General features: G+C 52.8%; 19 protein-coding genes. 10 read left to right on the top strand and 9 right to left on the bottom strand.

Translation table 11 applies throughout. From position 1 onward, the window contains the following. Positions 1-4: 4 nt before the first annotated feature. The 5 genes from C5Y83_RS19320 to C5Y83_RS19340 all read right to left on the bottom strand — a co-directional run bounded on the left by C5Y83_RS19320 (position 5) and on the right by C5Y83_RS19340 (position 3,751). The gene (locus C5Y83_RS19320; RefSeq protein WP_105331391.1) at positions 5-448 is read right to left on the bottom strand and encodes a hypothetical protein; all 444 of its coding nucleotides are present in this window, start codon (positions 446-448) and stop codon (positions 5-7) included. Beyond that, positions 438-653, bottom strand: a complete 216-nt coding sequence (locus C5Y83_RS19325) for a hypothetical protein (RefSeq protein ID WP_146117839.1) — start codon at positions 651-653, stop codon at positions 438-440. The genes C5Y83_RS19320 and C5Y83_RS19325 overlap by 11 nt, the downstream gene beginning before the upstream one ends. A gap of 326 nt (positions 654-979) precedes the next feature. After that, a complete protein-coding gene (locus C5Y83_RS19330; protein WP_105331393.1) occupies positions 980-1,435 on the bottom strand; it encodes a hypothetical protein in 456 nt (151 codons plus the stop codon). A 10-nt stretch (positions 1,436-1,445) separates the two neighbouring features. Further along, complete coding sequence (locus C5Y83_RS19335) at positions 1,446-1,967, bottom strand: hypothetical protein (protein WP_105331394.1); 522 nt, start codon at positions 1,965-1,967, stop codon at positions 1,446-1,448. Positions 1,968-2,197: 230 nt separating this feature from the next. Further along, positions 2,198-3,751 (bottom strand): sigma-70 family RNA polymerase sigma factor, encoded by a 1,554-nt coding sequence (locus tag C5Y83_RS19340; RefSeq protein ID WP_409994597.1) that lies wholly within the window; start codon positions 3,749-3,751, stop codon positions 2,198-2,200. Positions 3,752-5,104: 1,353 nt separating this feature from the next. On the opposite strand from C5Y83_RS19340, the gene C5Y83_RS19345 reads away from it, so the two are divergent. The 4 genes from C5Y83_RS19345 to C5Y83_RS19360 all read left to right on the top strand — a co-directional run bounded on the left by C5Y83_RS19345 (position 5,105) and on the right by C5Y83_RS19360 (position 8,127). Continuing rightward, a complete protein-coding gene (locus C5Y83_RS19345) occupies positions 5,105-5,899 on the top strand; it encodes an SDR family NAD(P)-dependent oxidoreductase (protein WP_105331396.1) in 795 nt (264 codons plus the stop codon). A 190-nt stretch (positions 5,900-6,089) separates the two neighbouring features. Next, complete coding sequence (locus tag C5Y83_RS19350) at positions 6,090-6,638, top strand: hypothetical protein (RefSeq protein WP_105331397.1); 549 nt, start codon at positions 6,090-6,092, stop codon at positions 6,636-6,638. A gap of 19 nt (positions 6,639-6,657) precedes the next feature. Continuing rightward, positions 6,658-7,377: a biotin/lipoate A/B protein ligase family protein gene (locus C5Y83_RS19355; RefSeq protein WP_233207315.1), complete on the top strand. Its 720-nt coding sequence runs from the start codon at positions 6,658-6,660 to the stop codon at positions 7,375-7,377. Between the two features lie 78 nt (positions 7,378-7,455). Beyond that, positions 7,456-8,127 (top strand): basic secretory protein-like protein, encoded by a 672-nt coding sequence (locus C5Y83_RS19360; RefSeq protein ID WP_105331399.1) that lies wholly within the window; start codon positions 7,456-7,458, stop codon positions 8,125-8,127. 109 nt (positions 8,128-8,236) lie between these two features. On the opposite strand, the gene mutY is transcribed toward C5Y83_RS19360, so the two are convergent. Next, entirely contained in the window at positions 8,237-9,373 is a 1,137-nt protein-coding gene (gene mutY / locus C5Y83_RS19365; RefSeq protein ID WP_105331400.1) for an A/G-specific adenine glycosylase, read from the bottom strand. Here mutY and C5Y83_RS19370 point away from each other — a divergent pair. Further along, a complete protein-coding gene (locus C5Y83_RS19370) occupies positions 9,372-10,517 on the top strand; it encodes an alpha/beta hydrolase family protein (RefSeq protein WP_105331401.1) in 1,146 nt (381 codons plus the stop codon). The two genes, mutY and C5Y83_RS19370, sit on opposite strands and share 2 nt — an antisense overlap. A gap of 170 nt (positions 10,518-10,687) precedes the next feature. Next, positions 10,688-13,606, top strand: a complete 2,919-nt coding sequence (locus tag C5Y83_RS19375) for a YncE family protein (protein ID WP_146117840.1) — start codon at positions 10,688-10,690, stop codon at positions 13,604-13,606. 14 nt (positions 13,607-13,620) lie between these two features. Here the strand turns inward: C5Y83_RS19375 and C5Y83_RS19380 are convergent, their stop codons facing one another. Both C5Y83_RS19380 and C5Y83_RS29465 read right to left on the bottom strand, forming a co-directional pair. After that, positions 13,621-14,613: a DUF1559 domain-containing protein gene (locus tag C5Y83_RS19380; protein ID WP_105331403.1), complete on the bottom strand. Its 993-nt coding sequence runs from the start codon at positions 14,611-14,613 to the stop codon at positions 13,621-13,623. 59 nt (positions 14,614-14,672) lie between these two features. Beyond that, a complete protein-coding gene (locus C5Y83_RS29465) occupies positions 14,673-14,837 on the bottom strand; it encodes a hypothetical protein (protein WP_158262416.1) in 165 nt (54 codons plus the stop codon). A gap of 496 nt (positions 14,838-15,333) precedes the next feature. Here C5Y83_RS29465 and C5Y83_RS19390 point away from each other — a divergent pair, with 496 nt between their 5' ends. Continuing rightward, the gene (locus tag C5Y83_RS19390; protein ID WP_199195075.1) at positions 15,334-17,019 is read left to right on the top strand and encodes an alpha-keto acid decarboxylase family protein; all 1,686 of its coding nucleotides are present in this window, start codon (positions 15,334-15,336) and stop codon (positions 17,017-17,019) included. A 16-nt stretch (positions 17,020-17,035) separates the two neighbouring features. Here the strand turns inward: C5Y83_RS19390 and C5Y83_RS19395 are convergent, their stop codons facing one another. Further along, positions 17,036-17,278, bottom strand: a complete 243-nt coding sequence (locus C5Y83_RS19395; protein ID WP_105331405.1) for a hypothetical protein — start codon at positions 17,276-17,278, stop codon at positions 17,036-17,038. A gap of 408 nt (positions 17,279-17,686) precedes the next feature. Here C5Y83_RS19395 and C5Y83_RS19400 point away from each other — a divergent pair, with 408 nt between their 5' ends. The 3 genes from C5Y83_RS19400 to C5Y83_RS19410 all read left to right on the top strand — a co-directional run bounded on the left by C5Y83_RS19400 (position 17,687) and on the right by C5Y83_RS19410 (position 20,195). Further along, complete coding sequence (locus C5Y83_RS19400; RefSeq protein ID WP_233207286.1) at positions 17,687-18,754, top strand: zinc-binding dehydrogenase; 1,068 nt, start codon at positions 17,687-17,689, stop codon at positions 18,752-18,754. A 69-nt stretch (positions 18,755-18,823) separates the two neighbouring features. Continuing rightward, positions 18,824-19,111 carry an ArsR/SmtB family transcription factor gene (locus C5Y83_RS19405; RefSeq protein ID WP_158262417.1) on the top strand — a complete coding sequence of 96 codons (288 nt, stop codon included), beginning with the start codon at positions 18,824-18,826 and terminating at the stop codon, positions 19,109-19,111. A gap of 55 nt (positions 19,112-19,166) precedes the next feature. Beyond that, positions 19,167-20,195 carry an aldo/keto reductase gene (locus C5Y83_RS19410; RefSeq protein ID WP_105331407.1) on the top strand — a complete coding sequence of 343 codons (1,029 nt, stop codon included), beginning with the start codon at positions 19,167-19,169 and terminating at the stop codon, positions 20,193-20,195. Positions 20,196-20,510: the final 315 nt, after the last annotated feature.

Raw genomic sequence — 20,510 nt, forward strand, 5'->3', positions numbered from 1 at the left:
ATTATCAAGTTGCGGGTCGATGGTAATAGTCCAAGGCAGAACGTTGAAACAAACATCCGCAGTTGATCAAGCAAAAGATCACTCCGATTAGCATCACCAAGGCAACCGTAGGGCTTCGAGCTGTAAGAATCCCGATGCCCAACAAACCAGCGTCGGCCAGAAAGAAAGCAACGGCAAAGGGCATCACCCACCGGCGTGGCGTCAGCATGTAACCGAGAACGCCCATCAAGGGCGCAATCATGATCAAACCGCAAGGCCCTAATGCGGCCAACGAAATGAACTTGATCGGACAAAGGGCGACTCCCAAGATCCACGCTAAGACCAAACTATTGGGCGGCGGGTTACGAATGATCGTTTCGCCATCTGCCCCGACAATATGCGCATCGTACGGATCTTCTTCGATAACTTGTGGTGAAGCGAATGGGTTTTCATCAGGGTCAGCGGTCATAGTACGCTTGGGTCGATTTCTGCATCAGAATGATGATGATTGGGATGCTCAATGCGGCATCGATTAGAAGGAATGAAGGAGGACCTTCCTGATTGTTGTAGAAAGCGGTCGCTGCCAGAAACGCGATGATTTCAAAGTACACCAAGACTACCACGGCGGCGACCTTGCTGCGAATCGTCAGCGCCAGCGTAGCAATAAGCGTCACGACACCGACCCAGAACACGATATACGGCCAAGGAACTTCGCGCCGAGGAAAGATGTAACTCTCGACAAAAAAGGAGAGCGAAATCAGAGCACCACAAATCTGGGCAGCGAGGATGCGTTTTGGGTAGGGCGGCCGTTCTTGTTCTGCCGAACCGACCGTAGGCGAGCGAAACGGATTGTTCTCGTCAGAGGTTGCGATGGTAGTTCTCTCGTTACGACGACCCTCGATACCGCCAGAACGTAAGTCATTCCGGCGACCAGCAGAGAATAACGCCGCACGAAAAACTTAGTCAACAAGTCCATGATCGTAAGAGCGGTTGCGTCTTATTAACTGGATTCGGACGGATGCTCACACTCGACTCTGTCGAAGTAGTAGTGGCGCGAGGTTTGAACGAGCAACGCGATGATCAAAATATAGAGTACCAGCGGCGGCATCTCAAAGATTGTGGGCGGACGCTGCCCCATGGCCGTCACAATGCTGTACCCCAGCATGATCACGGTCATCAAACAAGCGTATCCAAGCCCGATTCCCCATGTCAGGGCCGAGGGATAAAGGATTGCGAAGCCGATGCCCATGCTGCACAGGGCTGCCAGACCAAACCACGGTTGTCGTAGATATAGGCTGGCCATCGCGTGAATTGTCGCCGCGAACAAAAAGAACATCCAACCGAGAGCCACCATGCCAGGCATTTCGTCCTCAGACAATCGCTCACCCTGCGAAACGGGATGGACTTGTTCCAGCACACCAGGTGTTTGAAACGGATTGTCGCTTGGTGGATGCATTGCTCTTTCTTCACCAGCGGAAACCACACTTTCGACAACGCCTTTGCAAACACAGCAAATCATCACCGTCGGCGTTGATCTCATGACATTGAGGGCATTCCAACTGATGGTATTTTCGCACAGCTTGCCGACCTAATGCCAGGAAAATGAAAAGACAAATAGCTGCCTGAGCGAAACCAGACCAGATTGCCATGGGATCTTTACCCGCCAGGAAGGCCATAGCAGCGAAGCCAACCGCCATTACTCCATGGAAACAAAAGTAGAAACGAGCCACGGCCCAGGACGGCCCGCTGCGTGCGATTAGCCCTGAAGTGATAAACAGCGACAAGAGCGCCCCAACCAATAGCGTGAACTGGTTGGAAGATTGATGATCGCCAATCAAGACAAACTCACCGATCTGCAACCCGGTGAGGATGTAACCCAGGAGCATCGCCATGGCCATCGAACCAGGGATGGTCGAGAGTTCTTCCGGGGGACTATCGTCGTCTCGGCTGGGAGATGTGAACGGATTGGACTCTGGAGGATCAGACATCAACAGACCAGGTTGGCAAACTTATCGACAGGTAGCAACATTCTATCAAACGGCTATCGACCACAATTCGACAGGTTAATGACCAGATACCGACAGGTTATCGAACAGTTGTCGACTGCTTATCGACAAGTTTTGCACATGGCTAACCGGGACGAAAAAAGCCGGACCCAAACGAGTCCGGCTTTTGAATTTCGAAAGTTGAAAGGCGAACTTCGCCTGGTCGCGGCAGACTAGTCGAGGAACCCGACCAGGTCTTGGCTGCGACTTGGCTGTTGCAGCTTACGCACGGCCTTGGCTTCGATCTGGCGGATACGTTCGCGGGTCACCTTGAAGATGTGCCCAACTTCCTCCAGTGTATAGCTGTAGCCGTCACCCAAACCGTAACGCAGTTTGATGATCTCACGTTCGCGATAGCTGAGGGTCTTCAGGACGCGACCGATTCGACCACGCAGCATCTCTTGAGCAGCACCGTTGGCTGGGCTTTCTGCTTCACCATCTGGAAGCAAATCGCCGAACTGGCTGTCTTCGCTGTTACCGACCGGTCGATCCAACGAAATCGGATAGCGGCTCATGGCCAACACACGACGAGCTTCCTCGACGGTGGTGCCAGCACGACGGGCCGTTTCTTCGATCGTTGGTTCGCGACCCTTTTCCTGCAACAACTGACGTGCCACGTTGCGAACGCGGGACATCGTTTCGACCATGTGAACCGGGATACGAATCGTTCGGCTTTGGTCGGCAACCGCACGGGTGATGGCTTGGCGAATCCACCAAGTTGCGTAGGTGCAGAACTTGAAACCACGGCGGTACTCGAACTTGTCGACCGCACGCATCAGGCCGGCGTTGCCTTCCTGGATCAGGTCCAAGAAACTCAGACCACGATTACGGTACTTCTTGGCGATCGAGACGACCAAACGCAAGTTACCTTCGGACAGCTCACGCTTGGCCTGCTGATATTCCGAGTAAATCGATTTCACCATCTGGCAGCGACGGTTGAGGCTCTTCGGAGTCTCTTGCGTTGCCATCAGCAGGTTGCGGTACTCAGCCAACAGCGGAGCGCGATCTTCCATCGGCGTGTTGTTGGCTTTGTGGTCATCCAAGCGAGCCTTGAGTTCGTTCACACGACGACAGAACTCTTCGAGCACGCCGATCTTCGATTCGATTCGCTGAGTACGCAGACCCAGTTCTTCAATCAGCTTGACCACGCGTTGACGGCGATGGCCCAGACGCTTCCAAGCCGCAGCTCGCTTCTCGGCGGAAACGGACTTGCTGAGCGATGTGATGTAATCGCGGCGATTACGCTTTAACAGCTTATCGATCGTGACCAGATTCAAGGGCATACGGCCCATGATCTGTTCTTTCTCGAGGCGATCGGTGACCGAAACCTGAACGGTTCGATCGAACGGCAGTTCGCCGTCTTGGACGCGCTGAAGCACCTTGAAGGAGTCTTGAGCAACGTAATCGCACTCTAGCAACAAGCGACGGAACTTCGCTCGGGTTTGCTCGATCTTGCGAGCCAGGAAGATTTCCTGTTGGCGGGTCAACAGCGGAATCTCGCCCATTTGTGTCAGGTACATGCGGACCGGATCGTCGGACCAGGTTTCGCTGTCCTCGCTGAACTCATCGGACGAATCATCTGCCGAGTCATTCGACATATCGTCCGTATTGTTCATCATGCGGTCGTCATCGGAATCATCCATCACATCGACGGCAGCATCGTCGAAGCTCCGGGGCCGTACACGTGCATCATCATCTTCGAAATCGTCAATCAACGAATCGTACAACATATCACTCCTTCACTCGCCAAAGTGAGGCTGGTGTTCTTCTAGGTTTAACCCATGGGTGACGGGAACAAAGGTTCGTCTTCCCGCCGGTTCCACACGTTGAAAAGTGAGTACTGCTTGCGAGGAAAAACTTCGCAAGTCTACCACCCAACGCGCGAATAACTGCCGTCCTTGGATATTTGGAAAGAGATTACATTTAACAAGTCCATGCGGCCTGCTAAGTCTGCCCAACTGTGAAAGTTCTGTGCTGAGCCGGGCGAAGGTCGCTGATCGTGCGAGCTCATCGCGGCATCCAAGCATCTGACGGGCAAAGCCGGCGTGCTTTGTGACTTTGTCGTTTGGTAATCCATGCCCCTTTCCTTCAGTACCAAATCCTCTTCCTGGCACTGAGCGACGCAGCCTCTTGCAGCGTCAAAGAAAATCACTCTAACCCTTTTTAATGACCAGACTTTCAACTCCTAAAAAATCGGTCTATTTACCTAGTGTAATCAACCGGAATACCGCATTTCCATGAAGTTTGCCGCTTCTATACGACCTTGCTGTCAGGAAATCCTGGGGAAAAGCACTCTGTTAATTACCTAAATTACGCATCTTCACCAAAATTAAGTCCGCTTCACCACAACATCGATCGTTAGGGTGAAATGCATATTGATGGAGACGTCCTCGTCTGTTCCCTACTACTCGGTCCCCAAATCTCGGAGTGTCGCATCTCCATGATGCGGGGGTGACACTCACTACCTATGGCAACCAAATCTCAACTCGTGTCACGACCTATAGAATTCCGTCTACGGAGCCGCGGATGTTTCAGACCGCGGAAATAGATGTTCGTGCGAGAGATGAGGGTTTGGAGGATACGGAAGTTGTTGGCCAGAACGTATCGAGCGTCCATTCGTCGATTGAATTCACCCAATTCTAACTAGACCCTAATCAGGGTCCATACTTTCGTTAAGGAAAAGTGAGGCTTTCTAGGCCTTTTCAGCTTGCGGACAACCACAGTCTATCTCACCTTTTTCGACGTGTTGTAATTTCTTTTCCCTTAGCCTCCTTCCTAGGGGAGCATTGCCCCGATGCAACACATTCCGGTGCGGCAGGTTGCCTTTCGGCGACGCGTGTTTGCATTGGTAAACAAATCGGAATATCTCGGAAAACTTCGATGGAAACGTCCACTGATGCGAAACTGTCTCAGCTAGCATGAGCCCGCGTTTATCGATCAAATTGCGACGATTATGGTCTCAGCCCGTTCTTCCGACCGCTACGCGAATTGCGAGTCTTCGATTGCCTCGGTAGCATAAGCCGTCAGAGACGCACGATTTTCCCCATAGTTCCACACCCATCAGCTTGGAAAAACAAACCATGACGCAGCGTGAATTCGAAGGACAAGTGGTCCTCGTGACAGGTTCGAGCCAAGGTATTGGCCGATCCGCCGCCGTTGAATTTGCGAGACGGGGAGCCAATGTCGTCGTTAACTACCATTCCAACCCCGCCAAGGCCGAAGAAGTGTTGGCCGAAATTGAAAAAGTTGGCTCGGAAGGCATCGCGGTAAAATGCGATGTTTCTAACTACGAAGCGGTCGAAGCCATGGTCGCCCAAGGTGTGGAACGGTTTGGCAAGCTGGATGTGGCTGTTTCGAACGCCGTGTACAGCGATCGTGAATTCTTCTACGAAGCCGATCTAGAGGGATTTCGCCGTACGATTGAGGTGACCATGTGGGGGGCGTTTCACCTATTGCGGGCCGCTTCGCGCCAAATGATCGCCCAGAAAACGCCTGGTGCAGTCACGATTGTCAGCTCGCCCCACGCGTTCATTCCGGCACCCAAGGCAATGGCCTACAACATGTCGAAGGCGGCCATCGAGCATATGGCCAAGACCGCCGCGATTGAACTGTCGGACTTCAAGATTCGGGTAAACATCGTTCAGCCGGGTTGGACCGATACGCCGGGAGAAAGGAAGTTCGCCACGGACGATATTCTGCAGGAAGGGGGATCGAAGATTCCCGCTGGCCGCCTCGGCACTCCCGAGGAAATGGCGGAAGCAATCGCCTACATGAGCAGCCCCCGGAATACCTATACTACTGGAGCGACGTTGTTGGTCGATGGTGGTATCTCGCTCCCGTGGTGGGGCAAGACAGGTCGGGCGGCCCCCAGCTAATTTGCAGACGCCTGATCCAAACCTAAACTGGTTGGCTTCTGAACCGTGCAACTTGTTCAGGCGTAAAGATTTCCAAGAAAGGCGTCGGGGTATCGCGACTATTTGCCCCGAGCCGCGTCTGGGAGATTACACTAGAAGGTTTCAGTTGACGTCTCCATTCTGAACCACTTTTCGGCTCTACAATCGCGTCATGGCTCAAACATATTTGCTGAAGACTCCCGATGGGGAAGAGGTCCACGTCGAAACTTCGCAAGCCGGCGAAACCATCACCACGCCCAGTGGAAAGCAGGTGGAAGTTCCCACGCTGCGAGAGATGAAAAAGCTTCCACTGGTCGAGCCAGAGAAAACGACCGTTAAACGAAAGTGGTCGCTGGGTCAGTCGATTCTGTTGGTGATTGGTCTACTGATCACGTTCGTCAGCATCGGCGCGATCATCATGTTTACCGTGATCTTTCCCGCCCCAATGCAAACCGTCGAACGGGAATTGCCCGCTGAAGTGGTCAAAGTGATCGAAGGGGACATCGATAGTTGGGACTTGGACCGCATGATCGATTTCTGGGATTTCGCAACCCAGCGTGATGCCCTTGATCAATTGCGAGCCAACGGTGGCATAGATCGCTTTATGATCGACACCGCGCAAAATCGGCAGTTCAGTTTAATCGGTTCGGTGATCGGACTCTTCGCCGGAATGGTCCTGATGGTCGCTTCTTTCTTCCTGCCTGGCACCAAAGTCGAGTAGGTCACCCTCCGTGGCGAAGATGCAGCTATTGGATCTTACTCTTCCTACTCCGGAAGAGAATCTTGCGCTTGATGAAGCCTTGCTAGAGGAAGCGGAACAGGGGACCGCGCCGGTCGAGCTGATGCGGTTGTGGGAACCACAAGATCCACTGGTGGTGATCGGTCGCGCGTCGAAGTTGCGCGAAGAAGTTGATCTCGAAGCGTGCCAGACACGTGGCATCTCTGTCCTACGTCGCGCTAGTGGTGGTGCTTCCGTGGTGACCGGTCGCGGCTGTTTAATGTATGCCGTCATTCTCAGTTACGAGCTTCATCCAGAACTCGCAGCGCTTGACGCGTGTCATCGCTATGTGATGGGCCGAATTCAAACTGCGTTGGTTCGCGAAGTCCCAGAGGTCGACTTTCAAGGGACGTGCGATCTGACTCTGAATGGGCGAAAGTTCTCTGGCAACAGTCTTCGTTGCAAACGATCGCACCTGATTTACCACGGTACGCTGCTGTACGATTTCGATTTGGCACTCATCCATACGCTGCTGCGAACTCCACCACGGATGCCAGACTATCGGCAAAAGCGGCCACACGAATCGTTCGTCACCAATGTGCCGATCGCCCGCGATATCTTGCGGCGAAACCTGATCGAAGCTTGGGAAATCGGTGGCGACGTCACCGATTGGCCAGTCACAAGAACGCAAAAACTTGTTGCGGAAAAATATACAAATTCGCAATGGACATCAATGCGATAGAGAATTTGATTGGCTACGATAGGGAACCATGACGGCGCGGTTCCACTCGATTTTTGTAGCCAGTTTTGAGGACGATTGATGCGTATCTCCCTGTTGATTCTCGCCCCTCTGTTTCTCCTACCTAGTGTCGCGACTGCCGCTCAGGAAGAAACCAAGCAAGCCGAACTTCAAGTCAACATCGACGTGACCGAAGTTCCTGAATTGAAAGAATGGGGTACTCAAGCCGAGAAGCTTATTCGTGAGTGGCACCCGCAAGTCGCTGAGATGCTTTCGCAGGAGGGCTTCACCGCACCGACAACCGTGCGCGTTGTTTTCAAGAAGGACATGAACGGTGTCGCCCACACGATTGGCAACGAGATCACGATCTCAGGCAATTGGGTCAAGCAACATCCTGACGACACCGGCATGGTCATTCACGAGTTGGTCCATGTCGTTCAGTCGTATCGCCGCGGTCGTCCTTTCTGGTTGGTCGAAGGTATCGCGGACTACATTCGTTTTTATAATTACGAACCGAAGACGCGTCTTCGCGGTATCAATCCGGAGCGACAAAACTATAACGAAGGCTATCGCACCAGTGCCCAGTTCATCGCCTGGTTGGAAAATAACAACCCAGGTTTTGTGAAAAAGGCGAATGAAGCCATCCGTAAACACGAATACCAAAACGTAATGGTCCATGAGATGACCGGTAAGAACTTGGAGCAACTGTGGACCGAGTTCTGCGAATCGGCTGATTCCAAAGGCCGCAGCTAGTCAACGAAGTTTCAGCTTCGTCGGAAGAATAATCGCAAAACCACGGTTGAGTTTCCTGTCACCTGTGGTTTTGCTTTTGATGAAACCAACAACATCGATACTTGCTGTCCTACAAGACCAAGCGTCCAAGCTTTCTTCCGGTCGTGGAAAGAGGGAGTTCGCTTAGTTGTGAGACATCGATCCACTTCCAGACCCTGGGCTGGTTATCTGGACCAAGTTGTGGTTTCAACCGCCCTTTTCGATAGGTCATCTCGTGGCAGAGGAGGGTGATCCGATACTTGGTCACGCCATGTTTGATCGTTGTCAGGTGTTGCTGCAAATCGGCATCGATACCGATCGCACTGTTCAATTGATCGGGTACTGCGGAAAGGTCGGCTTGATCGCCGCTACCAGCCAAGGGAAAACGAGGAAAATCCCATAGTCCAGCCCAGCGTTCGTCTGGCCCGCATTGTCGCACTAAGACCTGGTTCTTCTTGCGGACCACTAAGGCGATCTCAGTGATAGGTATAAACTCGATCTTTTTCTTCGGTCGTGGAATCTCGTTTTGTCGACCTGAATGGTACGCCTCGCAATGAGTGCTCAGGGGGCATTGTTTGCAGTCGGGATTTTTCGGAGTGCAAACGAGACTACCTACTTCCATGAGTGCCTGATTGAAGATTCCAACCTCGCTGTCGGGAAGTATGTCTTCCGCAAATTGCCAGAGCCGTTTTTGGCTGGCTGAGGTAGTCAGCATTTCGTCCCAACCGATCAGCCGTGCGTAAAGCCGCTGGGTGTTGGCTTCAAGGATTGGCGCCCTTTGCCCGAAAGCGATCGAAGCAATCGCTCCGGCCGTATAGCGCCCGATGCCTGGTAAGCTTTGAATCTCATCGACATCGCGGGGAAACTTGCCTCCGAAGCGTTTCACGACTTCTTTCGCGGCCGCGTGTAGTTGCCGAGCTCTACGATAGTAGCCAAGGCCTTCCCACAGCCGCAGTACATCCTGTTCTTGGGCATCGGCCAAGTCTTGTATGGTCGGCATTTGCTCGGTGAAGCGGCGAAAATACTCCTTCACGGTTGCTACTTGCGTCTGCTGGAGCATGATTTCGCTGATCCAAACCCGGTAAGGATCTTGTGATTTTCGCCACGGCAGATCGCGTTGATGCTGTTTGAACCAAGCCGAAACGTGCACATGAAAAGCAGCCAGCGATCCACGAACAGGGGACGACGTATCTTGTTTCGGAGAGTTAGAACGAGATTTCTTAGCCATGGCAACTCGAGAGAAAATGCGGTTCTCGGCCGATCGTAACGGTTTCTTAGATACTGGCAACCAGTGGTTTGTGACGAGCCGATTTAACCGACGCGATTCGCTAGTTACAATGAAACTGCCACCATCCGCCGTTTTCGTTACCACCCTCGCAGGTTCGTCGTTCATGTCGTTGCGTCTTTCGCTCATATTGTCGGGATTCTTGCTGTGCTCGATCAGTCTTGTCGGGTGTTCGAGACAAGCTCCGATCCAAGAGACGATCGTCGAAGAAGAAATCGTCGAGAAACTGCTTGGTGCGCCTGATCGACTGACTTCCCTGGTTAAGCAAGTCCCTGATGCGACCTATCAATCGGTAGAGAATGGCGTTCGCCGTGCGACAGTGAAAACTCGCCTACCAGATGGTGGCATGATGACGCTCTGGGTTTATCAACCCGACCCACTGCCGAGTGGGAAACTGCCTTGTGTCTTTATCGCACCGGCTGGTACGAGGTTGGTCCATGGAAGCGAGTTGGGGAAGGGAGCCGAGGCAGAGCACATTCCTTGGGCGAAAGCCGGTTTTACAGTGGTCGCCTATGAACTCAGTGGAGATCCAGGTTCGGACAACGCCAGCAACGCACAAATGAAAACGGCAGCCGAACAGTTTCGAGGGGCCAAGTCGGGACTACTCAATGCACAAGTGGCTATGGCCTATGCAAAAGAAAAGCTTCCTTTCGTTGATTCCCGTCGCTTTTATACCGCCGGCCATAGTTCGGCTGGCACGATGTCGCTGTATGTGGCGGAGATGGATCCGCAGGTCAAAGCCTGTGTCGCCTTCATGCCGGCGGTGGATGTGCGTGCCTGGCTCGGTGTGCAAGGTTTGACCACGATTCAGCAAAACAACATCGTGCCGGAAGCTGGCGCATACGTGAGCAAGATCTCTCCTATGACCTACATGGATCGATTGAGCCAGCCGACGTTTCTGGTCTATGTTGGCAACGACGACAAAGCGATCACTGGTCCAGCCGAGAAGTTTGCAAAACAGATGCAGGATTTGGGGAAGGATATCACGGTCGTGAAGATCCCCACCGGCACGCACTACGGATCGATGATCCAGGAAGGCATTCCCCTGGCGATCGAATGGCTGAAGATGGTCGACAGCATGAACTAGCCGCTCGGACTGGATCGACTTTTCCAGCTAAGCGAACTGATTGAGGCAATTAGTCGACATCCCCCAAAAGGCGGTGTACGATAGGCCAACACATCTTTTCAACACCCGTGCCTGCGCTTCGGCACATAAAGTTCCTTGGTCAGGAACGTAAACAAAGGGAGTTACCTGTGGTGCGATCCATTCTGGGTGGGACAGCACAGATGCTGCTGCTCGTTGGTCTGTTGTCAACGATTCCCGCGCAATTCATCTACGCGGAAAATGTCAACGTTGACGTCATCGAAGGAGTCGGCGACTGGGTTGTTCAGCAGGAAACAGGGCGTGTATTTGCTTCGTTGCCGATCTGGGACGAAGTGGTCGAGTACGATCATGCCGGTAAGCAAGTGCGACGATTCTCGACTAGCAAGGCTCCATACGAACTCATCCTGAAGCACGACCTACTGATCGTCGGTTGTCGCGATGCGGTCGCACTGGATGTCTTCGATCTCAAGACCAACGAGAAGAAGGGATCGATCCAGGTTTCCGGCAAGGGGCCGTACGGTTTGTTTTGTTCTCAGGCGGCTAACAGCTATGTCTATTGTCTCAGCAATACGGGCACGGCCTGGTGGGATGGCGAGGTATTTCAATGCGACGTAAAAGCGATGAAAGTGTACCGTCAAGTCAAGACCCGAGGGTGGGGACAATCGGGGGCGCTACACGTTGCGATGAGCCGCGATGGTTGTTGGATCGTCCCAGACGCCCGAGGATCTTCATCCCCCAGTGGTGCCGATCTGATGAAGGTGAATGAAGAGGAATGCACCTTTGCTCAAGTTCGCGACTACCACGAGAGTTTTGGCAAAATTGTGGCTGGTCCTCTGAATCGGTATTGGACATTGGGGCCGAAGTTGTACTCGCTTGACATTACTCAAGAGCTTCGAAAATTCTCGGGGAGTCCAGTCGCGATTCATCCCACCAAGGATCTGGCCGCCAGTAAGACCGACACAGGTTTGGCCTTGGATCGATTTAGCGATGCCACCTCGATCGACGCTATCAAACTCAGCAAGCCACCGAAACGCGAAAAAACAGACGATCGCCAAAGTCGTTTTCGGACGGCATTCATCAACCGTTTCGATCCAACAATTGCGTTCGATTTGAAGAACGACTTGGTATTCGTTGGTGAAGAGACACGCGGTTCCTGGGTCTCGCTCAGCTCTTATTCCGACCAACTCAAACCGTTACGAATGATCGAGGCTCCGTCGGAGCTGATTGCTGAGCTGGGTAAAGAGGTTCGAATTCCGGTCTCGATTTCTAACGATTCGGCTACCACGACGATTTCGCTCGCCGGGGGCCCTGACGATGCAAAGCTCGAGAACGGAGAACTCCGCTGGCAGACTTCGCCCCAATATGTGGGCTTCAATGACTTCACGCTCGAGTTGAAAACTAAGGAAGATGGACGTGTTCTCGATTCCGCGAGGATCACTGTTCAAGTTACGACTCCAAAGCTGGAGTTCGGCTTCCATATTAAATCGATGGAGCTTTCTCCCAATGGAAAGTATCTGGTTGTTTGGGGGCCTGCACCAGGACAAGAGGATCGTCACCCGGCTCATTCAGGCCCCGACGAGGTTGCGGTTGTCGACATATTGGCGCGAAAGATTGTCGGGCAGAAGAATTTCCCTCAAGGGATCCGCTTCGTGACACTCAGCAACGAGCATGTCTTTGTCGCGCCGATGTCTGGCAGTTTGGTCTATCGTTTGAATCGATCCCTGGAAGGAGACGATAGGACCTTCCTTAAGAATCAGCCAATTCAATTGATGGTTCTCGGCGACGATCGTTTATTGGTCGTAGGAGAACGATTCACAAGTGTCTTCCATACGGAAACTTTGAAGACGATTCCCGGACCATGGGACTCGCAGCAAGATTTCGCGAATCGAATTCGCTTACTCGACTACGGTCGCGTGCAACTGGCGAACCGAACGATCGATCCCGTATCAGGAAATGTCGTGGAAGTCACTTCCACGACAAGTTTACCCAAGGTTGGATCGACTCGGAATGTTCGGCAGAATTATCCCCACTTCGGCGAAGAAATCGTGAAGCGTTGGGGGCGGGCTTTAAACAAGATGCAGTTGCTCAATTATTTGGGTAGTCGCATTGCTACGTTGCCTGGCTCAGGGATTCTCTCCACCCAATGGCCCATGGTGATCGTGACGACCCAGACAAAGGAGATGAGCACCACGACGACTTATTTGAAATTTTTGAGCGTCGTCGATGGTCATGTGGTTCACTCTGCCACGATTGACGTTTCCATAAACGACCCTCGGCAGAGCACACCAAACTACTATGGAGCGAACGTGCAATTGGTGGAGGCTGGCAACGAAGTCATTTGCGCCAATGGCAAGGAATTAATCTTCGCTGCCATCCCCCTCAACGTGGTAGGTGAAATTGCGATCCCCACGTTCTTCCCACCTCAGCCAATTCACGTGGCAAGAGCTGGCGAGAAGCTCCAATTCAAGTTGGAATTCAAAGGCAAGATCAAAGGAACCACGTTTAGTTTGATGGACGAAAATCCTTCGTTGTCGATCGATTCGCATACTGGCGAGGTCACGCTCGATACCGAGGCAATTTGGAAAACCTACACCCAGGCACAATCCGGCGGGCCGTCGAGTTTACGTTTCGGTGCCAGGGGCACAACCTCGATTCCTTTCCCGGAATTCAAGGACAATACCCAGGCCTTCCAAGCGTTGACCGGTAAGGAGCTTGCTGCGGACCAGCTTGCGGTGCAAGTTCCTATTTCGGTTGCCTTACAAGATGAAGAGAACCAATCCGATCAAACCACGTTCAACGTACTTGTGGTCGGTTCTCGCACGGAGTTAGAAAAGGCCATCGCCGATAAGAAAGAGGAACAGCAAAAGCAATTGGCAGAAATGCGGGAGAAAGCACGCGAGGCTCAGATGGCAGCCGAAGCGGCTCAAGCAGCGAAAGAGAAACTCCGTCCAGCAGAGCCTGGGATCGGACAGCGTCTAGAGTCGCTTGAAAACAGGTTGAACAGGATGGAAGCCGCGTTGGATACCATCCTCCGCCGACTCGACAAGCTCTCCAAGCAGGAGGAAAATTAAAAACGTCGCCCCAGCTATTCTCCTGGAACAGGCTGACCGTCGTCGCGGATCATCATCCGTTGCAAAACACCCATTTCAGCCGAGTGCGGGTCGGCGGTCCAATGCGAGTCGATATTATCGGAAAGAAATTTGACCGAACCGTCAACCATTAAGACGTTCACGCCACCGGGATGAAAGCTGGAGAAGCCCTCACCGCATTCGGTATCGCTATCCCAAGGAGGTGCGTTGATATTCGGCTTGGCCCCGGCAACCACGCTCCAGATCGAAGGCCCTCCATCATGGCTCATCGGATTGGGAACGCCCGGCCAACTTCCAGCCCGGCACTTTGTGAGATCACGTTCACCCACCATGATGGTAAAGGACTGTCCATCGGTAACTTGATCGATGGTGATGTGCGAGTTACCAAAGAAAATCCCGGTGTTTGGTTTTGCGCCCGCGACGTCATGCAGATTACCGACGTTCCCAACGTAAGTCGAAAGCCCAAATGCCACGGGTTTGTCATTATGAACCCAGCGACGATCTGGATGGTTTTCGCCCTCGAATGCATAGATGTCATCCGCGGGGCAGAGATACTGTGACATAACCGCTTCAATCAACTCAAGTCGCTGATCGTTTTGTACGAGGACTCCTCCCAGCGTTTCATCGAGTGCGTCTGCTGTGGGATATATCGAATCGGTAACGGTCAGCACTTTCGCGGGCCAACCCCAACTTGGTTGAGGGGGATCTTCATCCGCAGCGACATCCCATCCGGACGGGAACGATCCATGAACACCGTAATAGGCATCCATGTTCAATGCGAGATCCTTGAGGTTGAATTCGCACTGGGTCCGTCTGGCATTGTCTCGCGAATATAGCAAGAACATCACCAGCGGTCCTCCGATCACGCAACTTAGTAGCAGAGCGATACCGAGAACAAACGCAATCACCCAGGGTGTTCGACTGCGATCAAATTGAGCGTTGGCTTGGTCGAGTGATTCTTCCACGTGTGAGTCAGAGGCGTCGATCATGGGGCGGGTAATTTAAAGGTATCGGGGCCGAGAGATGAAGGTCGTCCACGGCCATTTAATCAGTTTCCCGCGAAGAACGCCATTGCCGGGACTAACACACCAAGGACTGCCAGCAGACCTAGGCTGACAAGAACGAGTGCTAGCCATGGAACGTTCTTCGGTGGTGAGGTCGCTGCTGGGTCGGACTGGGGGTATCCACGATCCATTTCTTGCTGCTTGGACATTGTTCTCTCCTTCTGGTCATTCATCGCGCGATCCGCGACGTAAAACGGACTTCCTGGAAGAGAATCCAGGTAAGAATAGGAGAGTGCAAACGAAATGCCGAGAAATGCATTCGGTAGAAAGAGGGAGGGAGACGAAGTGAACGTTGCCTCGGGGCAGTGAGACAAACGCGATGCCTCGCCTCCCATCCCAATTTCCATCAATGCTTATCGCCATTAGAAGGCGGATTGATCGCAAATTGCACGAATACCGATACTGATTATAGCGAAATGCTTGGGATCTCAGTTAGCCCACGCTCTCACAAAAAGCGCAACCGGCGAGATTTTGCGGTAATTCCGCATTACTTTTTTGTAGGCATTTGGCGCTGGCAATCTGTTGAGGTTTCGGTTCCATAAGACCATTGTTGATGACTATTCACCTGCCCTTATGGTCCTGTACTTCTAAAATACAGATAGCCCCGGAATTCTGTCTCAAACAACTGCGAGGGAGTCGATCAGGATGAACCAAAATTCCGCTACGCAAAGTGTTCCTGCACCTCAAATGGTCACCGGCGTTTCCATTGGGCAGTATCTGATCCGTCGCCTGCAGGAATACGGATTGAAGGACATCTTCGGCATCCCTGGCGACTACATTTTGACATTCTACAGCATGCTCGAAAAAAGTCCCATTAATGTCGTTGGCTGCACGCGCGAAGATTGTGCTGGCTTCGCTGCGGACGCTTACGCTCGAGTGAACGGTCTCGGTGCGGTTTGCGTCACTTACTGCGTTGGGGGACTGAGCATTTGTAATAGCATCGCCGGCGCATACGCCGAGAAATCGCCAGTCGTTATCCTGACGGGTTCGCCAGGCCTACGAGAGCGGGGAAACAATCCGCTGCTACACCACATGGTACGCGACTTCAGCACGCAGAAGGATGTCTTTGAGAAGCTTTGCATCGCCGGCGCCGAGTTGTCCGATCCGATCAGCGCCTTCCGAGAGATTGACCGCGTGCTCGATGCGGTCGTTCGATTTAAGCGGCCAGGCTACATCGAACTGCCGCGCGATATGGTCAATGTGGTCCCACATATCAGCCATGTATTTCCAACGGAGGTCTCGGCGAGTGATCCTCAAGTTCTGTCCGAAGCGGTCAGTGAAGCGCGACATTTGATCGAAAAGGCGGAGAAGCCAATCATTCTCGCCGGTGTCGAAATGCATCGCTTTCACCTTCAGGATGAGCTACTCGCCCTGGCCGAGCATACACAGATTCCGGTCGCAGCGACAATGCTGGGCAAAAGTGTCCTTCGCGAAACGCATCCCTTGTACGTCGGCCTTTATGAAGGCGCCCTGGGTCGCGAACAAGTGACACAATTCGTGGAAGAGAGCGATCTGGTGCTGTTGTTGGGGACGTTCATGACCGACATCAATCTGGGCGTCTTCACGGCGAATCTCGATCCAGGTAAGTGCATCTACGCAACCAGCGAACAGCTTAGGCTTAAGCATCATCACTATCATGGGGTGACGCTCCCTGACTTTGTTCGAGAACTCGCGCAACAGAAAATTGCTGCCCCGGTTCGTCCACTGCCAGAAGGCATTCGAATGGGCATGTCGCCAGTCGGAGAGGTGACCGATCAGCCGATTACCACGCAGCGGATGATGCAGATGATTAATCCACTGCTCGACGATGAAACCATTGTCGTCGCTGACATCGGCGACTCGCTCTTCGCGGCAACGGAATTGGTCACGCGTGGTCGGAGCGAATTTTTGAGTCCCGCCTACTACACATCGATGGGCTTTGCGGTTCCGGCCACACTCGGCGCTCAAACGGCCAGGCGTGATGCGCGTATCTTGGCGGTCATTGGAGATGGAGCGTTTCAGATGACAGGCATGGAACTATCGACCATCATTCGCCATGGCTACGATCCTGTTATCATCGTGTTGGATAACCATGGCTATGGTACCGAACGTTGGCTACATGCGGGGGATTGGAAGTACAACGAAATCCATCCCTGGGCTTACAGCAAACTGCCCGAGTTTCTACGGGGTGGGACCGGATACGAGGTGAGTACCGAGAAAGAGTTTTACGCCGCACTCCATAAGGCCTGGGACGATCGTGAAGGAATGAGCATCATTCATGTTCACCTGCCGGAAAACGACGCCAGCCCGACACTTCACCGCTTGGGGCAACGACTAGGTGCGCGCGTTTAAAGGGTCGTGAATCTGGTTAGCTCTTGAGTTGAGCGTGACGAAACAAGATCGCGTCACGGTAGCTCTCAACAAATTCTCTCGCTTTAGTAATCAGCGGTAGAACATCCCAATTGAATTCCGCCTCGGCGCGCTCTTGGCACTCGTCAAGAAGTTGCAACATCTCCGGAACCAACTTGGTCAAGTCAACTCTTTCGCTATCCGTCACTTTGTTGGGATTGGTCAGCCATGAATCCATTACCAAGTTGAAGGAAATGTACATGTAGGCAAACTCCGAAAAAGTCCATCGACGACCAGTGGCACGAGAATTCCAGGATTGATCGATGGGCTTGTTACGAAGGTCGGAACAGGCTATCTCTCGACCAACGCAAACATCGCGAGCCTAGCTGTGAACGAATAGTGCGACAATCGCTGGGTGATCGGAATCGTACCGATCGAAGAGCGGAAAATTCGCGGGATCAATATTCGGACGTTTCAATCTGTTACGAGCCATGATGAGATTTCGTTATTGATTCGTCGATTAAACGAAGTAATTCTCTGATGGGTGTGTATTGCATCAAATTCGTAATGAGGGTTTGTTCACGTTTTGACTTCTTTCACCGATCGATCGTACGCTTGTTAAATACCTTGCGGAAGACAGCTGAGTCAACGAGAGAGGACTCATTCTCGAATGATTCCTGCGATCGCGAATACCATGCGAATTAGCTATCCGTTAAATCGAAATCAGAAAGAGAGAAATCTCATGCCAGGTTTGTTGCTGAAAGCACTGAAAACACCCTTGGAACTTTCCGACTATGATCTTGGCGCGCTTAAGCCGGGATATGCCAAGGTGGCCCTCAAAGCGGCTGCTCTGAATCACCGTGACTATTGGATCACTCAGGGGCTTTATCCGGGGATCGAGTTGCCGAAGGTGCTTGGTTCCGATGGGGCAGGGGTCGTGGTTCAAGTGGGACAATCGGCTGATGAAACCTGGCTTGATCAAGAGGTTATCATTAACCCTGGCTGGGATTGGGGGACGACCGAGGCAGCACAAGCGGCCGACTTCACAATTCTGGGTATGCCGCACAACGGAACGTTCAGCTCGCATATTCATGTCCCCGTCGAGACCCTGCGCGCTAAGCCAAAACATTTGAGCTGGGAAGAAGCGGCCGCGTTGCCGTTGGCTGGTGTCACCGCGTTTCGTGCTACGATGTCGCAAGGACAGTTGCGACCAGGAGAAAAAGTCTTGGTTAGCGGAATTGGAGGCGGCGTGGCGACGTTGGCTCTTCAGTTTTCTGTCGCGGTTGGTGCAGACGTCGCCGTAACATCTTCGAGTGAAGCGAAGTTGGCCCGTGCGAAAGAACTCGGCGCGACGGCGGGCTTCAACTACCGCGAAGAAGGCTGGACAGCCAAGGCGGCCGAGTCCTTTGGATCCCCCAACCTGATCATCGATAGCGCGGCAGGGAAGGGGTATGCCAACCTGGTCGAACTGGCGGCACCAGGTGGTCGCATTGTGAATTACGGTGCCACGACCGGGCCACCGGAGAAGCTTGATATGTTCAAGTTATTCTGGAAGCAATTGAAACTGATCGGATCGACGATGGGATCGCCTGCCGATTTTCGAGGAATGTTGGACCTCGTTGACAAGCATGAGATTCGGCCGGTAATCGATCAGGTGTACAGCCTCGCCCAAGGAAATGAGGCGCTCGCCCGCATGGAGCAAGGAGAGCAGTTCGGCAAGATTGTTTTGCGGATATGACCGAGCAGATGATGCCCGTCATTGACTTATGCATATAAGCATATACACTTCCAGGCAATGAACGTGGAAATGGAACAGCTCGCGCTTGTCGCCCAGGCTCTTTCCGAGCCGGTGAGGCTTCGTATTCTGGCGCTGTTGCCGGCTGAGATCAAATGCGAAGAGATGTACAACGTTTCGGAGTTGGCCGAAGAGTTGGGCATATCGCAGCCGGTTGTCTCGCGGCATTTGGCCATGCTAAAACGCTCTGGCTTGGTGACCTGCGAGCGGATGTGTCAGAGCGTCTACTACGCCATCGATCGGCAGAAAGCGGCCCAGTCGGTTGCTGAGTTCGCTCGATTACTCCAAACGGACGAGTAGTACCAGTCCGCGTGGTTCTTCAATCGTTGCGATTCAATCCCTCAGGAGATACTTCATGCAAATGCGTAACCTTGGATCCTCTGGAATTCCCGCCTCTGTCGTTGCTTTCGGTGCTTGGGCAATCGGTGGCTGGACTTGGGGGGGGGCGGACGAGAAGGAATCGATCGCGGCGATTCATGCCTTTCTCGATGCAGGCGGCAACTTGATCGACACTGCGCCGATGTACGGTTTCGGTGTGAGCGAAGAAGTAGTCGGCAAGGCAATTGCAGACCGTCGTGACAAAGTGGTTCTCGCAACCAAATGCAGTATGCGTTGGGACTTGAACGACGAGCAAAAGAGGCGAGCTACTAAGCGGTTTTCAACCACCAAAGATAACGTCGACTGGACGGGCGAAAAGACGGATGACAGCTTCGATGTTTACATTTACAGCGGCAAGGATGGCATTCGAGAAGAAGTCGAGCGAAGCCTCAAACGGCTGAAAACCGACGTGATCGATCTCTATCAAACGCACTGGCAGATGGACGACACACCAATTCAAGAGCGGATGGAAACGCTGATGGAATTGAAGAAGGAAGGAAAGATCCGTGCCATCGGTGTCTGTAATGCCACGCAGGAAGAGATGAACGCCTACCGACAGTTTGGTCAGTTGGATACCGATCAAGAAAAGTACTCGATGCTGGATCGAGATTTGGAATCAACCAATTTAGCCTACTGCGACAAAGAGAACCTGGCATTCCTCGCCTATAGTCCTCTGAGCCAAGGTTTGCTGACTGGAAAGATCACCGCCGACCGCAAGTACGATGAAGGGGATCAACGGAACTTCAAAGATCGCTTCAAGCCCGATAACGTGAAGAAGGTTCAAGCGATGCTCGACCCGATGCGGCCGATTGCTGAGAAGCACGATGCCACGTTAGCCCAGGTGACGATGGCCTGGACTTTGGCGCAAACCGGCTGCTCGCATGTCCTGTGTGGTGCTCGCACTCCACAGCAAGCAGTCGACAACGCCAAGGCAGGTAGCATCGAACTGTCCGCAGACGAGTTGGCTACCATTTCTCAGGCAGTGGAAGGCTACGAAGGCGTTTAATCGATTCCGCTGAAATTCTACAAATTCGCAGTTATGGAAAGTGGCGTTTTGTCGGGCCCAAAATGGCAAAACGCCACCAATTCCTTCTTCATTTGACCGCCTCTAAACCGCTCTATGTCACACGATGATGGTGTCGACAGAATGGAGATTTGGTCTGTCTCTCCAGGTTGTTTCTGCATTAAGTCGGTCAAGGCTAGAAACCACCCTTACAGGTGGTCATTGTAAATGGCTAGCACCCTTTAGAGTGACAATCTAAGATACAAGAAATGCGCGAAAACCTACATTAGGGCGCGATATTTCACGGGAAATTACTTT

Source organism: Blastopirellula marina (assembly GCF_002967765.1).
Lineage (GTDB): Bacteria > Planctomycetota > Planctomycetia > Pirellulales > Pirellulaceae > Bremerella > Bremerella marina_A.